The sequence below is a fragment of the Enterobacter mori LMG 25706 genome (genome assembly GCF_000211415.1).
Taxonomy (GTDB): Bacteria; Pseudomonadota; Gammaproteobacteria; order Enterobacterales; family Enterobacteriaceae; genus Enterobacter; species Enterobacter mori.
Window position 1 is genome coordinate 748606 of sequence record NZ_GL890775.1, and the last position, 17917, is coordinate 766522.

Consider the following 17917-nt stretch of genomic DNA (forward strand, 5'->3'; position numbering starts at 1 on the left):
ATTAGCTTTAATCAATGCCCGTTCATTCACCCCGCGCTTCATTACCCGATCCAACACTTCCGCCTCCAGCTCCGCCAGTTTTGCCGAGCCCACGCGGCGAGGGCGCGGGATATCCACCGTCAAATCCAGACCAATCTTCCCGTCTTCTATCAGCAGCACCCGGTCCGCCATCGCGACAGCCTCGCTCACGTCATGCGTCACCAGCAGTACCGTAAAGCCATGCTCCTGCCACAGGGACTCAATCAAATCCTGCATTTCAATCCGCGTTAGCGCATCAAGCGCGCCGAGCGGTTCATCAAGCAACAGCAGGCCGGGACGGTGAATCAACGCGCGCGCCAGCGCCACGCGCTGTTTCTGTCCCCCTGACAGCGCAGCAGGCCACTCGCCTGCGCGGTTTTCCAGCCCGACGGCGGCCAGCGCCTGACGCGCGTTATCCCGCCAGTTGCCCTTCAGACCGAGACCGACATTGTCGATAACCGTTTTCCACGGCAGCAGGCGCGCGTCCTGAAACATCATGCGCGTATCGTCCTGAATATTGGCCAGCGGCGTTGCGCCTGCCAGGATTTCACCGCCGTTGGGGGCTTCCAGCCCGGCCAGAAGGCGCAGCAGCGTACTCTTGCCGCCGCCGCTGCGTCCGACAACGGCCACAAATTGTCCGGCGGGAATATGCAGATCCAGCCCGTTGAGAATAGTATTTTCGCCGTAGCGTTTGGTGACGCCGTTAAGCAGTAACGGCGTCCCCTGGTTCAGTCGTGCAGTATTCATGCTTTTGCCTCCTGAAGGGTATAGGCCGGGTTCCAGCGCAGCCAGCTGCGCTCCAGCCACTGGGCGCTGACGTCGGCGAGTTTGCCGAGCAGGGCGTAAAGGATGATGGCTACCACCACTACATCGGTTTGCAGGAATTCACGGGCGTTCATCGCCAGATAGCCAATGCCGGAGTTAGCCGAAATGGTTTCCGCCACAATCAGCGTCAGCCACATCAGGCCGAGCGCAAAACGCACCCCAACCATAATCGAGGGCAGGGCGCCCGGCAGGATCACGTGTATAAAGAGAGAAAACCCGGACAAGCCATAGCTCCGCGCCATTTCGACCAGACCGCGATCGATATTGCGAATGCCGTGCCAGGTGTTGATGTAAATCGGGAACAGCGTGCCCAGCGCCACGAGGAAGATCTTGGCGCTCTCATCAATGCCAAACCACAGGATAACCAGCGGGATCAGCGCCAGATGCGGCACGTTGCGCAGCATCTGTATAGACGTATCCAGCAGCCGCTCACCCCAGCGCGAAAGGCCGCTGATCAGACCCAGAATCAGACCGATACTGCCGCCAATGGAAAACCCAATCACGGCGCGCCATGAGCTGATCGCCAGATGCTGCCACAGCTCTCCGCTCACGCTCAGCGACCAGAACGCTTCAACAACGCCCTCCGGAGAGGGCAGAATGCGGCTCGACAGCCAGCCGGTGGACGACGCGAGCTGCCAGAGGGCCACAATGCCGACGGGTAAAAACCACGGCGCGGCGCGCAGCAGCCATTTTTGTGAGGTGGCAGACATGGTCACTCCTTAGCTCTGCGCGGCTTTTCGCGGAATAAATTCGTTCGCCACGGCTTCGCCCTGAAGCTGGAGTTGCTGCGGCTGCGGAATTTCCGGGATGGCGACATCCAGGTGCGGGAATAACAGTTCGCCTACCTTGTAGGCCTCTTCCAGATGCGGATAGCCGGAGAGGATAAAGCTGTCGATGCCCAGGTCTGCGTATTCATTAATCCGTGCGGCCACCGTTGGACCATCGCCGACCAGCGCCGTACCTGCGCCGCCGCGTACCAGACCGACACCCGCCCACAGGTTCGGGCTGATCTCCAGGTTCTCGCGCTTGCCGTTATGCAGGGACGCCATCCGGTGCTGCCCGACGGAGTCGGTTTTAGCAAACGCGGCCTGCGCCTTCGCGATGGTCTCATCGTCCAGATGCGAGATCAGCCGGTCGGCGGCCTGCCAGGCTTCTTCATTGGTTTCGCGCACAATCACATGAAGGCGAATACCGAAACGCACCTTGCGACCGTGGGCTGCTGCTTTGGCACGGACCTGGGCAATTTTCTCTTTCACCAGCTCAGGCGGTTCGCCCCAGGTCAGGTAGAGATCGACCTGCTCGGCGGCCAGATCCTGGGCCACATCCGACGATCCGCCAAAATAGAGGGGAGGGCGCGGCTGCTGCACCGGCGGGAAGTAGAGTTTCGCGTCGCGAACGTGAATATGTTTGCCTTCGAAGGTGACGGTTTCTCCTTCCAGCAGGCGTCGCCAGACGCGGGTGAATTCGGCGGAGGCCTCGTAGCGCTCCGTGTGATCGAGGAACACACCATCACCCGCCAGCTCCTGCGGATCGCTACCGGTGACAAGGTTAAACAGAGCGCGGCCGTTGGACAGTCTGTCCAGCGTTGCCGCCTGACGCGCCGCCACGGTGGGGGAAACCACGCTTGGACGTAACGCGACCAGGAACTTCAGACGCTGGGTGACCGGGATCATCGACGCGGCGACCAGCCAGGCATCCTCGCACGACCGTCCCGTCGGGATCAGCACGCCGGTGAAGCCGATTCGGTCCGCCGCCTGCGCAATCTGCTGCAGATAGCCATGGTCAACCGGGCGTGAACCCTCTTCTGTACCAAGATAGTGTCCATCACCGTGGGTGGGTAAAAACCAGAAAAGATTCAGACTCATGATTTAGCTCCTTCTTTGCCTGCGGGCTGCCAGATGCGTTCGCGAATATTGACCTGTTTTGGCACCAGGCGGTTTTGATAGAAGAGGTCGGCGGTTTGTTGCTGAAGGGCGGCGACCTGCGCATTAACAGGCGCAATGGTGGTCGGCGGACGGTGGCTGAGATAGCTCGCGATCACCGGTTCAGGTAAGCCCATGGTTTTTGCCAGCAGGGTAATGCTTTCCTGCCGCTGGCTCTGGGTCAGGGCATCGGCCTGTGTAAAGGTATCCAGTACGCCCTGAATGAATGCGCCGTTTTTCTCCGCGTAGGGACGTGCAGCGAGATAGAACGAACCGGTTTGTTTCAGCGTGGTGCCATCTTTCAGCACCCGCACGCCACCCTGCAGTAAGGCTGCAGAGTAGTACGGATCCCAGATGGCCCAGGCATCCACGTTCTTCTGCTGGAACGCGGCGCGCGCGTCGGCAGGCGTCAGGTAAACGGGCTGAATGTCGGTGAACTTAAGCCCGGCCTCTTGCAGGGCGCGCAGCAGCAGGTTGTGTGAGCTGGAACCTTTCTGGAAAGCCACTTTATGGCCTTTAAGATCGGCAACGCTTTTAATCTCGCTATGTTCAGGTACCAGAATCACCTCGGCTTTCGGTTTAGCGGGTTCAACCCCCACATAGACCAGATCGGCCCCGGCAGCCTGAGCAAAGATAGGCGGAATATCGCCCGTGCTGCCCAAATCGATACTGCCGACGTTCAACGCCTCCAGCATCTGTGGGCCTGCAGGGAACTCCACCCAGGAGAATTTGGTGTCCGGGAAGCGTTTTTCCAGAAGCTGGTGGCTTTTCGCCAGCACCATGCTGACGCTGCCTTTCTGATAGCCGATGCGCAGGCTTTCCGGCGCGGTTTCCGCCGCATGAGCCAGCGACGACAGAGCCATCAGCCCTGCCAGCCCGATACGTGTCAGTGTTTTAAACATGAGCGACTCCTTGCGACGGATTAAAAGCGGGAACCTGGATATCCCGGCGATGCAGCGCATGCCAGAACGTTTCCAGCGCGGCATCAAGGCGGGTTTGCAGATTTGGCGTAAAGTGGGGTTTGTGTTGATAGTCGATGACCTGTGAATCATCTGCGAAAACGCCATGCAGGATCTCCTGTGCTTTCAGGGCGTTCAGCACCGGTTTCAGGGCGTAATCCACCGCCAGTAAATGGGCAACCGTACCGCCCGTAGCCAGCGGTAGCACCACTTTGCCGTCCAGCGCGCGCTCCGGAAGCAGGTCAAGCAGGGTTTTCAGTGCGCCAGAAAAAGAGGCTTTATAAATGGGAGTCGCCACAATTAAGCCATCTGCCCCCTTGAGCTGCTCGATCAGGGTTTTCAGCGCGGGGCTGTCGAAACGGGCGTAGAGCAAATCTTCAGGTTCGAAGTTATGCAGATTCCAGTGGCACACTTCCACATCCAGAGCAGTGAGCTTTTCGCGGGCATATTCCAGCAGGGCGCTGGAACGCGAGGGGAACCGTGGACTACCGGCCAGGGTGATGACGCGCATGTTTGCTCCTTATAACTAATTGTTTGCTTTTATCTAACATTCATAACAATTTTAAGGAGTGTGACATCGCCGGGTTATTCCACTAAATGATTTATCTGCAATTTAAATGCGAAAAAGTGCATAAGAAACAGGCGCGCAGGTAAACGTTTGCGTTTTGCGCGATTTTTTTGCCGCAGGTCAATTCCCTTTCCGGGCGGGATCGCACATAATCCCCTCCCGGTTTGCACACCGGGAATCCAGGAGAGTTCATGTACTACCCCTTCGTTCGTAAAGCCCTTTTCCAGCTCGATCCTGAGCGCGCTCATGAATTTACATTCCAGCAATTACGTCGTATTACAGGCACGCCTCTGGCTGCGCTGGTGCGTCAAAATGTGCCGGAAAAACCTGTCCAATGCATGGGCCTGACCTTTAAGAATCCGCTGGGCCTGGCGGCCGGTCTGGATAAAAATGGCGAATGTATTGATGCCCTGGGCGCGATGGGGTTTGGCTCCATCGAAATCGGTACCGTTACGCCGCGTCCGCAGCCGGGTAACGACAAGCCGCGTCTGTTCCGCCTGGTCGAAGCTGAGGGGTTGATCAACCGCATGGGCTTCAACAACCTCGGTGTCGATCATCTGGTTGAGAACGTTAAAAAATCCCATTTTGATGGCGTATTAGGCATCAATATTGGTAAAAATAAAGACACGCCGGTGGAGCAGGGCAAAGATGACTATCTGATTTGTATGGAAAAAGTCTATGCCTATGCCGGTTATATTGCGGTGAATATTTCGTCACCCAATACCCCGGGCCTGCGCTCATTACAATATGGCGATGCGCTGGACGATCTTCTGAGTGCCATTAAAAATAAACAAAATGAGCTCCAGGCGATCCACCATAAATATGTTCCTGTCGCGGTTAAGATCGCGCCGGATCTTTCTATTGAAGAATTGATCCAGGTTGCCGACAGTTTAGTACGTCATAATATTGATGGTGTGATAGCAACCAATACAACGCTCGATCGTTCTCTCGTTCAGGGAATGAAAAACTGTGACGAAGCGGGTGGGTTAAGTGGCCGTCCGGTACAATTAAAAAGTACGGAAATTATTCGCGCACTCTCTGCTGAATTACAGGGACGTCTGCCCATTATTGGTGTGGGCGGTATCGACTCTGTTATTGCTGCCCGCGAGAAGATGGCTGCCGGGGCATCACTGGTGCAAATTTATTCCGGCTTTATTTTTAAAGGCCCGCCATTGATTAAAGAAATCGTTACTCATATCTAATCTTTTCTCCTAATCAGACAACCAGGGCTTTATTTCCGGCCCTGGTTGTTTTATATTCCGTCACTGTTGCTTATTTAGTCATTATAGTCTTTTATTAATGGTGTTATAAACGAGGCGGCAAACAGGACATTTTTAGTACAGGACGTTTGGGGACGGGAGAGACACATGCGAATTAAACCTGACGATAACTGGCGCTGGTATTTTTGCGACGAGCACGATCGAATGATGCTCGATTTAGCCAATGGCATGTTGTTTCGTTCACGTTTTCCGCGTCGAATGTTAACCCCGGACGCTTTCTCGCCGTCAGGCTTTTGTGTGGACGATGCTGCGCTTTATTTTTCCTTCGAAGAAAAATGCCGCGACCTGATGCTCTCCAAAGAACAGCGCGCTGAGCTGGTCCTGAATGCGCTGGTGGCTATCCGTTTCCTGAAACCGCAAATGCCAAAAAGCTGGCATTTTCTTGCTCATGGCATGAGCTGGACCCCGGCAACGGGCGATGCGGCAAGCGTCAATCTGAGCGATACCGCAGAAGAGGTGAATTTACTGGTCGTTGAACCCGGTGCAAACGCCGCGCTCTGTTTGTTAGCGCAGCCCGGCGTGACCATTGCCGGGCGAGTTATGCAGTTAGGTGATGCGATTAAAGTCATGAATGACAGGCTGAAGCCACAGCTGCGCGTTGATTCGTTCAGCCTTGAACAGGCCGTTTAAGCTTCCAGCTGGACGGACGTTTTCGGCACACAGCTGCAGCATAAAATCGTACCGTCATCACCTACCGCCGATTTCTTCAGCGCAGTGACTTCACCCTCGATCAGTTTGATTCGACAGCATCCGCAAATGCCTGCACGACAGGAGTAAGGCACGCGGATCCCTGCCTGTTCCAGTTGCTCAAGTAATACCTGCTGATTGTTGCCACGGATAACTTTACCCTGCCAGTGAATATCGCCCCCTGACGAGGGCGCGGACTCGATATCAACAAACTCCTCTTCCTGGCTGGAACCATAAATCCTGGCGGGACCACGGGTGAGGATTTCTACTTCGTCACCAACGCGGATCACGCCGCTGGCGCGCGGGATGAGGTTCTGACCGAAATCCACATCACCGTTGTCCTGGGCGGTACGGAATGACTGCAACGTTTTCAACGGCTCACCGGAAGGATGTTTTTGGCCTTTTTCCGGACTGACAGTGGTGAATATGCAGCGACTACAGGGCTTCACCACGTCGAAAATCACGCTGCCGATGCGGATCACCTTCCAGGTATCTTCGTCCCAGGCGTCGACACCTGTGACCACCAGGTTAGGGCGGAACTGTTCCATCTGAACGCTGGCTTTGCAGCGGCGCTGTAAATCACGCAGCGAGGCTTCGTTGGTCAGCAGGAACGGGAAGCCATCGGCGAAGGAGAGGGGAACGGCGTCATGGCGCTTCACGCGACGCGTCAGTTCAGGACCAACCCAGCGCAGCTGCACGTCGCGGGAGAAGAACCCGCTCAGCCAGCGGTTAATTTCATCCGGGGCGATGCGCGCGGTAAAATGATTGCCCCACACTTCCGTTGGCGCGTCGACAGGCGCAAAATCAGCAAAGCGAATCACTACGCTGGAACCGTCCGGCGCGGTCAGGTGCAAACCGTCATGAAGTGGAGAAGGGGTAAAGCGAACCATCTGCGGGAACTGGCGTGCGGTAATGAACGTACCGTCAGGCTCGGTGACCATAAAAATGCGATCAAAGGCGAATCCGCTCATGTCGGCCAGTGCGTGAGAGACGCCGATGCCGCGCATGGATTTCACCGGATGAATAAAAAGCCTGGATAACGTCGCCACTGCACACTCCCACAAATGAAAATAAGCCTTCAACTTTATGACATACACGCCATATTAGCTATAATGCGCGACAATTTTCTAAGAGTAAAAGTGACGATATGAATTCTCTGTTTGCCAGTACGGCCCGTGGGCTGGAAGAGCTGTTAAAAACTGAACTGGAAAGCCTGGGCGCGCAAGAGTGCCAGGTGGTTCAGGGTGGTGTCCATTTTGAGGGCGACACGCGGCTTATTTACCAGAGCCTGATGTGGAGCCGTCTGGCGTCGCGCATCATGCTGCCGATGAAAGAGTGCAAGGTCTATAGCGACCTGGACCTCTATACCGGTGTACAGATGATCGACTGGACAGAGATCTTCACGCCAAATGCCACCTTTGCGGTGCATTTCAACGGCGTGAACGACGAGATCCGAAACAGCCAGTACGGTGCCCTGCGTGTAAAAGACGCCATTGTGGACTGCTTCACGCGTAAAAATAAGGAACGTCCAAACGTCGATCGCGAAAATCCGGATCTGCGTATTAACGTCTGGCTGAACGGCGACACGGCGAGTATCTCTCTCGATCTGAGCGGTGCGGGTCTGCACCTGCGCGGCTACCGCGATCGCACCGGTATGGCGCCGATCAAAGAAACGCTGGCCGCCGCCATCGTAATGCGCTCCGGCTGGCAGCCGGGCACGCCGCTGCTCGACCCAATGTGTGGTTCTGGTACGTTGCTGATAGAAGCAGCCATGCTGGCAACTGACCGTGCGCCGGGGCTGCATCGCGGCCACTGGGGCTTTAAAGGCTGGGCACAGCACGATGAAGCACTCTGGAAAGAGGTTAAAGACGATGCGCAGACCCGCGCGCGTAAAGGCCTGGCGGAGTACACCTCCCACTTCTACGGTTCGGACAGCGACCCGCGCGTCATTGAGCGCGCACGCAGCAACGCCCGTCGCGCCGGTATCGGCGAGCTGGTCACCTTCGACGTGAAAGACGTGGCGAACCTGACCAACCCGCTGCCAAAAGGCCCGTACGGCACCGTAATCAGTAACCCGCCATACGGCGAGCGTCTGGACAGCGAGCCGGCGCTGATTGCTCTGCACAGCCTGCTGGGCCGCAATATGAAAGATTACTTCGGTGGCTGGAATCTCTCCCTGTTTAGCGCCTCACCGGAGTTGCTGAGCTGCCTGCAACTGCGTGCCGATCGCCAGTTTAAGGCGAAAAACGGCCCGCTGGACTGCGTGCAGAAAAACTACCATCTGGCAGAGAAAGCGGCGGACAGCAAGCCGTCCGGCGTGGCGGAAGATTACGCCAACCGCCTGCGCAAGAACCTGAAGAAATATGAGAAATGGGCAAAGCAGGAAGGGATTGAATGCTACCGCCTGTACGACGCTGACCTGCCGGAGTATAACGTGGCGGTTGACCGCTACGCGGACTGGGTGGTGATTCAGGAATATGCGCCACCGAAAACCATCGATGCGCAAAAAGCGCGTCAGCGCATGCTGGATGTGATTGCGGCCACCATCGCCGTGCTCGGCATTACGCCGAACAAACTGGTGCTGAAAACCCGTGAGCGCCAGAAGGGCAAAAACCAGTATCAGAAGATGGGCGAGAAGGGCGACTTTATCGAAGTGGGCGAGTACAACGCGCGCCTGTGGGTAAACCTGACCGACTATCTTGATACCGGCCTGTTCCTTGACCACCGTATCGCGCGCCGCATGCTGGGCCAGATGAGCAAGGGTAAAGACTTCCTCAACCTGTTCTCCTATACCGGCAGCGCGAGCGTGCATGCCGGTTTGGGCGGGGCGCGCAGTACCACCACGGTGGATATGTCTCGCACCTATCTGGAGTGGGCGGAGCGTAACCTGCGTCTGAACGGCCTGACCGGACGCCAGCATCGCCTGATGCAGGCCGACGTGCTGGGCTGGCTGCGTGATACCGACGAGCAGTTCGATCTGATCTTTATCGATCCGCCGACCTTCTCCAACTCCAAGCGTATGGAGGATAGCTTTGATGTTCAACGCGATCACCTGCGCCTGATGACCGACCTGAAACGCCTGCTGCGTAAAGGCGGCACCATTATGTTCTCGAACAACAAACGCGGCTTCCGCATGGATCATGAAGGCTTAGCCACGCTGGGACTGAAAGCGCAAGAAATCAGCCAGAAAACGCTGTCTCAGGACTTTGCCCGTAACCGTCAGATCCATAACTGCTGGTTAATCTCAGCGGTCTGAAAGGAAATATAAATGTCACTAATTAGCATGCACGGCGCCTGGCTGTCTTTCAGCGATGCGCCCCTTCTCGACGATACTGAACTGCACATTGAAGATAACGAACGTGTTTGTCTGGTAGGCCGTAACGGCGCGGGTAAATCCACGCTGATGAAGATCCTTAACCGTGAGCAGGGTCTGGATGACGGGCGTATCGTTTACGAACAAGATCTGATTGTTTCTCGACTGCAGCAGGATCCACCGCGTAACGTGGCGGGCACCGTCTACGACTTCGTTGCGGAGGGGATCTCTGAACAAGCCGAATACCTGAAGGGCTATCATGAAATTTCGCATCTGGTGATGACCGACCCGAGCGAAAAAAATCTTAATGAAATGGCGCGCCTGCAGGAACTGCTGGATCATCACGGCCTGTGGCAGCTTGAAAGCCGTATCACTGAAGTGCTGGACCAGTTAGGTCTGGATGCGGATATGGAGCTGGCATCACTTTCCGGCGGCTGGCTGCGTAAAGCGGCACTGGGACGCGCGCTGGTCAGCGGCCCGAAAGTGCTGCTGCTTGACGAACCGACCAACCACCTGGACATTGAAGCCATCGACTGGCTGGAAGGGTTCCTGAAGACCTTCAACGGCACCATCATCTTCATTTCGCACGACCGTTCGTTTATCCGCAACATGGCGACCCGCATTGTCGATCTCGATCGCGGCAAACTGGTGACCTATCCTGGCGATTACGACACCTATCTGCTGGAAAAAGAAGAAAACCTGCGCGTAGAAGAGCTGCAAAATGCTGAATTTGACCGCAAGCTGGCGCAAGAAGAGGTCTGGATCCGCCAGGGGATCAAAGCCCGCCGTACCCGTAACGAAGGCCGTGTGCGTGCGTTAAAAGCGATGCGTAACGAGCGTAGCGCCCGCCGTGAGGTGATGGGTAGCGCGAAGATGCAGGTGGAAGAGGCATCCCGCTCGGGCAAAATCGTCTTTGAGATGGAAAACGTGAATTACCAGGTTGACGGCAAAGTGCTGGTGAAAGACTTTTCCGCTCAGGTTCAGCGTGGCGACAAAATTGCCCTTATTGGCCCGAACGGCTGTGGTAAAACCACGCTGCTCAAGCTGATGTTAGGCCAGCTGCAGGCTGATAGCGGCCGCGTTCACTGTGGTACGAAGCTGGAAGTGGCCTACTTCGACCAGCACCGCGCTGAGCTTGACCCTGACAGAACGGTGATGGATAACCTCGCTGAAGGTAAGCAAGAAGTGATGGTTAACGGTAAGCCGCGCCACGTGCTGGGTTATTTGCAGGACTTCCTGTTCCATCCGAAACGCGCAATGACACCGGTACGCGCGCTGTCTGGCGGCGAGCGAAATCGTCTGCTGCTGGCACGTCTGTTCCTGAAGCCAAGTAACCTGTTGATTCTCGATGAACCAACCAACGATCTGGATGTCGAAACGCTGGAATTGCTGGAGGAGTTAATCGACGGTTATCAGGGAACCGTGATGCTGGTGAGCCACGATCGTCAGTTCGTTGATAACACCGTGACCGAGTGCTGGATTTTTGAAGGTGAAGGCCGGATTGGTCAATACGTGGGCGGTTATCATGACGCGCGTGGACAACAAACCCAGTCGCTGCTGCAAAAACAGGCAAAATCCAAAAGTGCACCGGAACCGCTTATAGCAAAAGCAGAAACTGTCAAAAAATCTCCTGCTAAAATGAGCTATAACCTGCAGCGCGAACTGGAAGGCTTACCTCAGCGTCTTGAAGAACTGGAAGCTGCTCTTGAAACGCTGCAAATTCAGGTTGCTGATGCGTCATTCTTTACGCAGCCGCACGACTATACTCAGAAAATATTGGCTGAACTGTCCGCGGCTGAAAAAGCCCTGGAAGAAGCATTTGAGCGCTGGGAGTACCTCGAGTCTCTGAAAAACGGCGCATAAACAGGGATTAACTATGTGTGACCAGCACCACGCCGACAGGCATATATTATGCTCGCAATGCGATATGCTCGTGGCGTTGCCAGAGCTTGGTCACGGACATAAAGCCCTGTGTCCACGTTGCGGCGCAACGTTGACGACGGAGTGGGACGCGCCAAGGCAGCGTCCCACTGCTTATGCCCTTGCTGCATTGTTCATGCTGCTGCTTTCAAACCTTTTCCCTTTCATTTATATGAAAGTGGGCGGCATGACCAGCGAGGTCGATCTGCTTGAAATTCCTGGCGTGATGTTCTCGGAAGATTACGCCAGCCTCGGCACCTTTTTCCTCCTCTTTGTCCAAATCGTCCCGGCGTTCTGTCTGGTGGTGATCCTGTTGCTGGTAAACCGCGTCAGGATGCCCACATCCCTTAAAATTAAACTCGCGCGTATCCTGTTCCAGCTGAAAAGTTGGGGGATGGCCGAGATCTTTCTGGCGGGGATTCTGGTCAGTTTCGTCAAGCTGATGGCCTATGGTGATGTGGGAATTGGCAGTAGCTTTATTCCCTGGTGCCTTTACTGTGTATTACAGCTGCGCGCTTTCCAGTGCGTAGACAGGCGATGGGCGTGGGATGACATCGCGCCAGCACCGACGCTTGCGCAGACGGTTAAGGTCGGTGTGCCGGGTATCCGTCAGGGGCTGCGCTCTTGCTCATGCTGTACCGCCGTTCTGCCCGCGGATCTCGATGTGTGTCCTCGCTGCGCCAAACGAAAGGCCATGTACGTCGTAAAAATAGCCTGCAGTGGACGATGGCGTTGCTGGTCACGTCAATCATGCTCTATCTGCCAGCCAATATTCTGCCCATTATGATCACCGATTTACTCGGCGACAAAATGCCCTCAACCATCCTTGCTGGGGTCGTTTTGCTGTGGGGCGAAGGATCGTATCCGGTGGCTGGCGTGATCTTCATCGCCAGTATTATGGTACCAACCTTAAAAATGATCGCCATTGCCTGGCTCTGCTGGGACGCGAAAGGTCACGGCAAACGCGACAGCGAACGCATGCACCTGATCTACGAAGTTGTTGAATTTGTTGGCCGCTGGTCAATGATTGATGTGTTTGTCATTGCCGTTCTCTCTGCGCTGGTGCGCATGGGAGGACTGATGAGTATTTATCCCGCAATGGGAGCGCTAATGTTTGCGTTGGTCGTCATTATGACCATGTTTGCGGCCATGACCTTCGACCCTCGTTTATCGTGGGATCGTGAGCCCGAGTCAAGCCATGAGGAAGAGTAAGAGCATGGAAAATAAGAGTGGAGAGGCGAAAGTGCAGAAGGTCAAGAACTGGTCTCCGGTGTGGATTTTCCCCATCGTAACCGCGCTGATCGGTGCATGGATCCTGTTTTATCATTACAGCCATCAGGGACCGGAAGTCACGCTTATCACCACCAATGCAGAAGGTATTGAGGGGGGCAAAACCACCATCAAAAGCCGCAGTGTGGATGTGGGCGTGGTTGAAAGTGCAACCCTGACGGATGATTTGACGCACGTTGAAATAAAGGCGCGTTTAAATTCCGGTATGGAAAAATTGCTGCATGGCGACTCGGTTTTCTGGGTGGTTAAACCGCAGGTAGGACGTGAGGGGATCAGCGGGTTGGGGACGCTGCTGTCCGGCGCCTATATTGAGCTGCAGCCAGGTAAGAAAGGGAGCCAGCCGGGACAATACGAGCTGCTGGACTCTCCGCCGCTTGCGCCACCGGATGCAAAAGGCATTCGCGTGATCCTGGACAGTAAAAAAGCGGGACAGCTCTCGCCTGGCGATCCCGTGCTGTTCCGCGGCTATCGCGTGGGTTCAGTTGAAACCAGTACGTTTGACGCGCAAAAACGCACCATTAGCTATCAGCTCTTCATCAATGCGCCAAACGATCGTCTGGTCACCAGCAACGTCCGCTTCTGGAAAGACAGTGGGATCGCGGTAGATCTGACCTCGGCGGGTATGCGTGTCGAAATGGGCTCCCTGACCACGCTGTTTGGCGGTGGCGTCAGTTTTGACGTGCCGGAAGGGCAGGATTTGGGCCAGCCGGTTGCAGAGAAAACGGCGTTCAGACTCTTTGACGATCAAAAAAGTATCCAGGATGCGCTCTATACCGATCACGTTGACTTCCTGATGTTCTTTAAGGACTCGGTCCGTGGCCTTCAGCCGGGTGCACCGGTCGAATTCCGCGGCATTCGACTCGGGACGGTTGGACAGGTTCCGTTCTTCGTGCCGGGTCTTCAGCAGATGCTGGATGACGATTACCGTATTCCGGTGCTGATCCGCATTGAGCCGGAGCGTCTGCTCAACCAGATTGGCGAAAATCAGGATATTGCCACCCATATCAGCCAGCTGATGGAGCGCGGTCTGCGAGGCTCGCTGAAAACCGGAAACCTGGTCACCGGTGCGCTGTATGTGGATATGGACTTCTATCCTAAAGCGCCAGCGATTACCGGTATTCGTGAATTCGGGGGCTATAAAATTATCCCAACGGTCAGCAGCGGTCTGGCGCAAATCCAGCAGCGTCTGATGGATACGCTCGATAAGATTAACAATCTGCCGCTTAATCCGATGCTGGAAGCCGCGACCGGTTCGTTACATCAAAGTCAGGCGACGATGCAACGTCTGCAAACGACGCTGGATAATATTAATAAGATCACGGCAAGCCAGTCCATGCAGCAGCTGCCGCAGGATATGCAGAAAACGTTGCGTGAACTCAACCGTAGCATGCAGGGCTTCCAGCCGGGTTCAGCGGCGTACAACAAGATGGTGGCCGATATGCAACGTCTTGATCAGGTCTTCCGTGAACCGCAGCCTGTGCTGAAAACGCTCAATGAGAAGAGCAACGCACTGGTGTTCGAAGCGAAAGATAAAAAGGATCCTGAGCCGAAGAGGGCTAAACAATGAAAAAATGGCTAGCGATTGCAGGAGCGATGGTATTAACGGCCTGTAGCTCGGGTAGCGATAACAAAAGCTACTATCAGTTACCGCTGACGACCCAGGCGGGCGCACAAAGCACCGCCTCGCAGGGTAACCGTCTGTTATGGGTGGAGCAGGTTGCGGTGCCGGATTATCTGGCTGGCAACGGCGTGGTGTATCAAACCAGCGATGTTCAGTACGTTATTGCCAACAATAACCTTTGGGCCAGCCCGTTGGACCAGCAGTTGCGCAATACGCTGGTGGCGAATCTCAGCAGCCAGCTTCCTGGCTGGGTTGTTGCGTCACAGCCGCTGGGAAGCGACCAGGACACGCTTAACGTCACCGTGACGGGCTTCCACGGCCGCTATGATGGCGTCGTTGTGGTGAGTGGAGAATGGCTGCTGAATCATCAGGGGCAGCTGATTAAGCGTCCTTTCCATCTGGAAATGAAGCAGCAAAAAGATGGATATGATGAGATGGTGAAAGTGCTGGCCCAGGGTTGGGCGCAGGAGTCTGCGAGTATCGCCAGAGAGATTTCCAGACTGCCATAAGTAAAATTCATCGACAAAAGCCGCTATCAGAATTTCGCTGATTGCGGCTTTTTTTTCGTTTTGGCTTCAGGTTGTTACTTGTGCTGCATCACATTTTTTGTACAAATGATCTTCTGCTTAGCTCACAAATATGACACCCGTATGAATTTTGAACGTTGACGCTGAGGCTAATTCGGGTTATTCGTTATCTGTGCTTGCACACTTTGCAATCACTGTTTTCTTTCCACCAGACAAAAGAATGAGGGAAACGAGGCATGAAGAGACAGAAACGAGATCGCCTGGAAAGGGCTCATCAACGTGGTTATCAGGCTGGCATCGCCGGACGTTCTAAAGAAATGTGTCCCTATCAGACTTTGAACCAAAGGTCTCAATGGTTAGGGGGCTGGCGAGAAGCCATCGGAGACAGGGCAGTACTTGCTTGATAGCGTCTCTTTAAAAAAGAAACCTCCGCAGAGCGGAGGTTTCGCCTTTCTGAAGCAGCTAAACGCCGGGCTTAGAAAGCAGAGGTATCCTGGAACAGACCCACTTTCAGATCGTTCGCGGTATAAATCAGACGACCATCTACCAGCACTTCACCATCCGCCAGGCCCATGATCAGACGACGGTTAACGATGCGCTTGAAGTGGATACGGTAGGTGACTTTCTTCGCGGTAGGCAGTACCTGACCGGTGAATTTCACTTCACCCACGCCCAGCGCGCGGCCTTTGCCTTCGCCACCGAGCCAGCCCAGATAGAAGCCAACCAGCTGCCACATCGCATCGAGGCCCAGGCAGCCAGGCATTACCGGATCGCCAATAAAGTGGCAACCGAAGAACCACAGGTCCGGGTTGATATCGAGTTCTGCTTCTACGTAACCCTTATCGAAGTTACCGCCGGTTTCGGTCATTTTCACGACACGGTCCATCATCAGCATGCTTGGGGCCGGTAACTGTGGGCCTTTAGCGCCAAACAGTTCACCACGACCAGAGGCAAGAAGGTCTTCTTTTGTATAGGATTCGCGTTTATCTACCATGTTCTCAGTAAGCCTTATTTTAGTGAAGGACGCAGGATAGCTAACACGTGTACGCTGAACAAGTCCGATCAGTTTGAACTAAACCAACTTAACCAACGTAACGGCCAGGGATAACGATGACGAGCATCCGGCTGTGTTGCCTGAGCAATGCGCTCCTGAATGGTCTGCATCAGCGTGGTTTGACCCTCGCCATCCCATACCAGGTTTGTCAGTAAGGGTAGTGCATCCTCAATGCCTTCGATGGCCCACAGGGTGAATTGTTCCTGTTCCACCGCATCAAGCAGTTCCTGGCTCAGGCTCAAATGGCGCGCGTTTGGCGCAGGGATAATAACGCCCTGTTTGCCGTTTAACCCACGCTGCTGACAAATGGAGAAGAAGCCTTCGATTTTCTCGTTCAGACCACCGACCGGCTGGGCGCGGCCAAACTGATCCACGGAACCCGTAATGGCGATGTTCTGATTAATCGGGACTTCTGCCAGGGCGCTGATCAAGGCACACAGCTCGGCCATTGAGGCGCTATCGCCATCGACTTCACTGTAGGACTGCTCAAACGTCAGGGACGCAGAGAAGGGGATCTGCTGCTCAAGCTGCAGCTCGGACATCAGGAAAGCCTGCATGATCATCATGCCTTTAGCATGAATGTTTCCACCCAGCTCCGCTTTTCGCTCAATATCCGTAAATTCACCGTCGCCAATGTGAACGACACAGCTGATACGGGAAGGCTCGCCGAACGCACGAGGGTGGCCGGGGAACTCAATTACGGACAAAGCGTTAATCTGACCGATTCGTTCGCCTTCGGTCTCGACCAGAATCTGTTCCAGCAGGATTTCATCCTGCATGCGGTCCGCAAGATAGCCTTCGCGCCACTCACGCTGGGCAAGCATCTGGGTCAATTGTTCGCCTGTGAAAGCACCTTCGCCGCTGATCACACCCACTTCACGCAGCTGTTTACCGATCCAGAGTGGGCAAAGCGGCAGGGTTTCCTGGTCGCCGGTGTAGCGTACCGCTTCGCGGATTAAGCCCGGCCATGCGTCAGCCGCAGGGGTTGGCAGCGCAAAACGTTCAGCAACGGCCATCACCCACTGGCACCACTGCGCCATATCATCCGCATCGGCAATTTGAATGTTGTCTTCGTATTCGCTGTAAACCGCCTGATCCGCCAGCTCTGGCTCCATTTCCTGGAAGTCGGCCAGAGACTCACGATCCCCCGTCAGCACGACGGTTAGAGAGAGCGGCATTGACGGGATGGATACAGGCAGAGGGCGAGACTCGTCATAGCCTACCCAGTCGAAGCGCTGCTGGCTCACAATCGTTTTCAGACGCATCCACAGCAGCGGTTGCGACATCAGGGTGCGCAGGGAAATAATAAGTACGCCGCCGTTTGCGCGATGCACCAGCCCTGGCTGCAGGGAGAGCTCACCGTTAAACTGACGAAGACAACCAAAGAGTTGTTCTGCTTCGACCCAGTTAGCGGTAACGACTTCGCCCTGCGCTGCAAAACGGTCATCAGCCTGCGTAGCGGGGGCGAAAGTGACATTATGCCCTGTGATACGATACTCGCCGCCGAAAACAGCATTCGCTTCCGGTTTCAACTCGCGCATGGCATCACCCAGAAGCGTCAAATACTCGGCTTCTTCCGGGGCTTTGAGCAGCATGAAGGGAGATGTTGCCCATGGGCTTAACACCTGCTCCAGCGCGTAATGCAAACGCGGTTGGGTATCGCTAAGTATGAATTCGTGTTCTTGTGCGAGGTCTGGCTGTGCAAACAGTTCCTGATAGCTCTCGGTATCCGGAACCAGGTCACGCCATGCTAGTTTCGTAATGGTCAAAGTTGATGTTTTTTAGTCAGATGTAAAACCGTGGAGTATACCGTAAGCGGGGGGCTCTTCCCAAGCAGGATTGGGGATTTCAATGAGTGAATCTCAAGCGATGTTTCACAGGATATGATTTCTTTTCAGCAGATTGCCAAAAAACTGATATTCTGAACAGAGTT

The 17917-nt window shown here is 55.0% G+C and carries 15 protein-coding genes and 1 pseudogene; 8 read left to right on the forward strand and 8 right to left on the reverse strand.

Annotated features, from left to right (window positions below):
* The 5 genes from ssuB to ssuE form a co-directional block, all read right to left on the reverse strand.
* Nucleotides 1-765 (reverse strand): aliphatic sulfonates ABC transporter ATP-binding protein (gene ssuB / locus ENTMO_RS0108550; RefSeq protein WP_010429316.1); only part of this gene is annotated, 765 nt, incomplete at its 3' end.
* A complete protein-coding gene (gene ssuC / locus ENTMO_RS0108555; protein ID WP_010429318.1) occupies nucleotides 762-1553 on the reverse strand; it encodes an aliphatic sulfonate ABC transporter permease SsuC in 792 nt (263 codons plus the stop codon). The genes ssuC and ssuB, both read right to left, overlap by 4 nt.
* Nucleotides 1554-1562: 9 nt before the next feature.
* Entirely contained in the window at nucleotides 1563-2708 is a 1146-nt protein-coding gene (gene ssuD / locus ENTMO_RS0108560; RefSeq protein WP_010429320.1) for an FMNH2-dependent alkanesulfonate monooxygenase, read from the reverse strand.
* A complete protein-coding gene (locus ENTMO_RS0108565; RefSeq protein WP_010429321.1) occupies nucleotides 2705-3667 on the reverse strand; it encodes a sulfonate ABC transporter substrate-binding protein in 963 nt (320 codons plus the stop codon). The genes ssuD and ENTMO_RS0108565 overlap by 4 nt, the downstream gene beginning before the upstream one ends.
* Nucleotides 3660-4235, reverse strand: coding sequence for an NADPH-dependent FMN reductase (gene ssuE / locus ENTMO_RS0108570; RefSeq protein ID WP_010429323.1), 576 nt, complete (start codon nucleotides 4233-4235; stop codon nucleotides 3660-3662). The genes ENTMO_RS0108565 and ssuE overlap by 8 nt, the downstream gene beginning before the upstream one ends.
* Before the next feature lie 248 nt (nucleotides 4236-4483).
* Here ssuE and pyrD point away from each other — a divergent pair, with 248 nt between their 5' ends.
* Together pyrD and zapC are read left to right on the forward strand one after the other, a co-directional pair.
* Nucleotides 4484-5494, forward strand: coding sequence for a quinone-dependent dihydroorotate dehydrogenase (gene pyrD, locus ENTMO_RS0108575; protein WP_010429325.1), 1011 nt, complete (start codon nucleotides 4484-4486; stop codon nucleotides 5492-5494).
* A 165-nt stretch (nucleotides 5495-5659) separates the two neighbouring features.
* Nucleotides 5660-6202 (forward strand): cell division protein ZapC, encoded by a 543-nt coding sequence (gene zapC, locus ENTMO_RS0108580; protein WP_010429326.1) that lies wholly within the window; start codon nucleotides 5660-5662, stop codon nucleotides 6200-6202.
* Here the strand turns inward: zapC and ENTMO_RS0108585 are convergent.
* Nucleotides 6199-7308, reverse strand: a complete 1110-nt coding sequence (locus ENTMO_RS0108585; RefSeq protein WP_010429327.1) for a YcbX family protein — start codon at nucleotides 7306-7308, stop codon at nucleotides 6199-6201. The two genes, zapC and ENTMO_RS0108585, sit on opposite strands and share 4 nt — an antisense overlap.
* A gap of 98 nt (nucleotides 7309-7406) precedes the next feature.
* Between ENTMO_RS0108585 and rlmKL the strand changes: the two genes are divergently transcribed.
* The 6 genes and pseudogenes from rlmKL (at nucleotide 7407) to rmf (ending at nucleotide 15334) form a co-directional block, all read left to right on the forward strand.
* Nucleotides 7407-9515, forward strand: coding sequence for a bifunctional 23S rRNA (guanine(2069)-N(7))-methyltransferase RlmK/23S rRNA (guanine(2445)-N(2))-methyltransferase RlmL (gene rlmKL, locus ENTMO_RS0108590; RefSeq protein WP_010429329.1), 2109 nt, complete (start codon nucleotides 7407-7409; stop codon nucleotides 9513-9515).
* Between the two features lie 12 nt (nucleotides 9516-9527).
* Nucleotides 9528-11435 (forward strand): ABC transporter ATP-binding protein, encoded by a 1908-nt coding sequence (locus ENTMO_RS0108595; protein WP_010429331.1) that lies wholly within the window; start codon nucleotides 9528-9530, stop codon nucleotides 11433-11435.
* Between the two features lie 13 nt (nucleotides 11436-11448).
* Nucleotides 11449-12704: pseudogene (pqiA, locus tag ENTMO_RS23970) on the forward strand (membrane integrity-associated transporter subunit PqiA).
* Nucleotides 12705-12708: 4 nt separating this feature from the next.
* Nucleotides 12709-14349, forward strand: a complete 1641-nt coding sequence (pqiB, locus tag ENTMO_RS0108605) for an intermembrane transport protein PqiB (RefSeq protein ID WP_010429334.1) — start codon at nucleotides 12709-12711, stop codon at nucleotides 14347-14349.
* Nucleotides 14346-14912, forward strand: a complete 567-nt coding sequence (pqiC, locus tag ENTMO_RS0108610; RefSeq protein ID WP_010429335.1) for a membrane integrity-associated transporter subunit PqiC — start codon at nucleotides 14346-14348, stop codon at nucleotides 14910-14912. Before pqiB ends, pqiC begins: the two co-directional genes overlap by 4 nt.
* A 254-nt stretch (nucleotides 14913-15166) precedes the next feature.
* A complete protein-coding gene (rmf, locus tag ENTMO_RS24590; protein ID WP_010429337.1) occupies nucleotides 15167-15334 on the forward strand; it encodes a ribosome modulation factor in 168 nt (55 codons plus the stop codon).
* A gap of 71 nt (nucleotides 15335-15405) precedes the next feature.
* On the opposite strand, the gene fabA is transcribed toward rmf, so the two are convergent.
* Both fabA and ENTMO_RS0108620 read right to left on the reverse strand, forming a co-directional pair.
* Entirely contained in the window at nucleotides 15406-15924 is a 519-nt protein-coding gene (gene fabA / locus ENTMO_RS0108615) for a bifunctional 3-hydroxydecanoyl-ACP dehydratase/trans-2-decenoyl-ACP isomerase (RefSeq protein WP_010429339.1), read from the reverse strand.
* Nucleotides 15925-15992: 68 nt separating this feature from the next.
* On the reverse strand, nucleotides 15993-17753 hold the full coding sequence (locus tag ENTMO_RS0108620) for an AAA family ATPase (protein WP_010429343.1): 1761 nt from the start codon (nucleotides 17751-17753) through the stop codon (nucleotides 15993-15995).
* Nucleotides 17754-17917 lie beyond the last annotated feature (164 nt).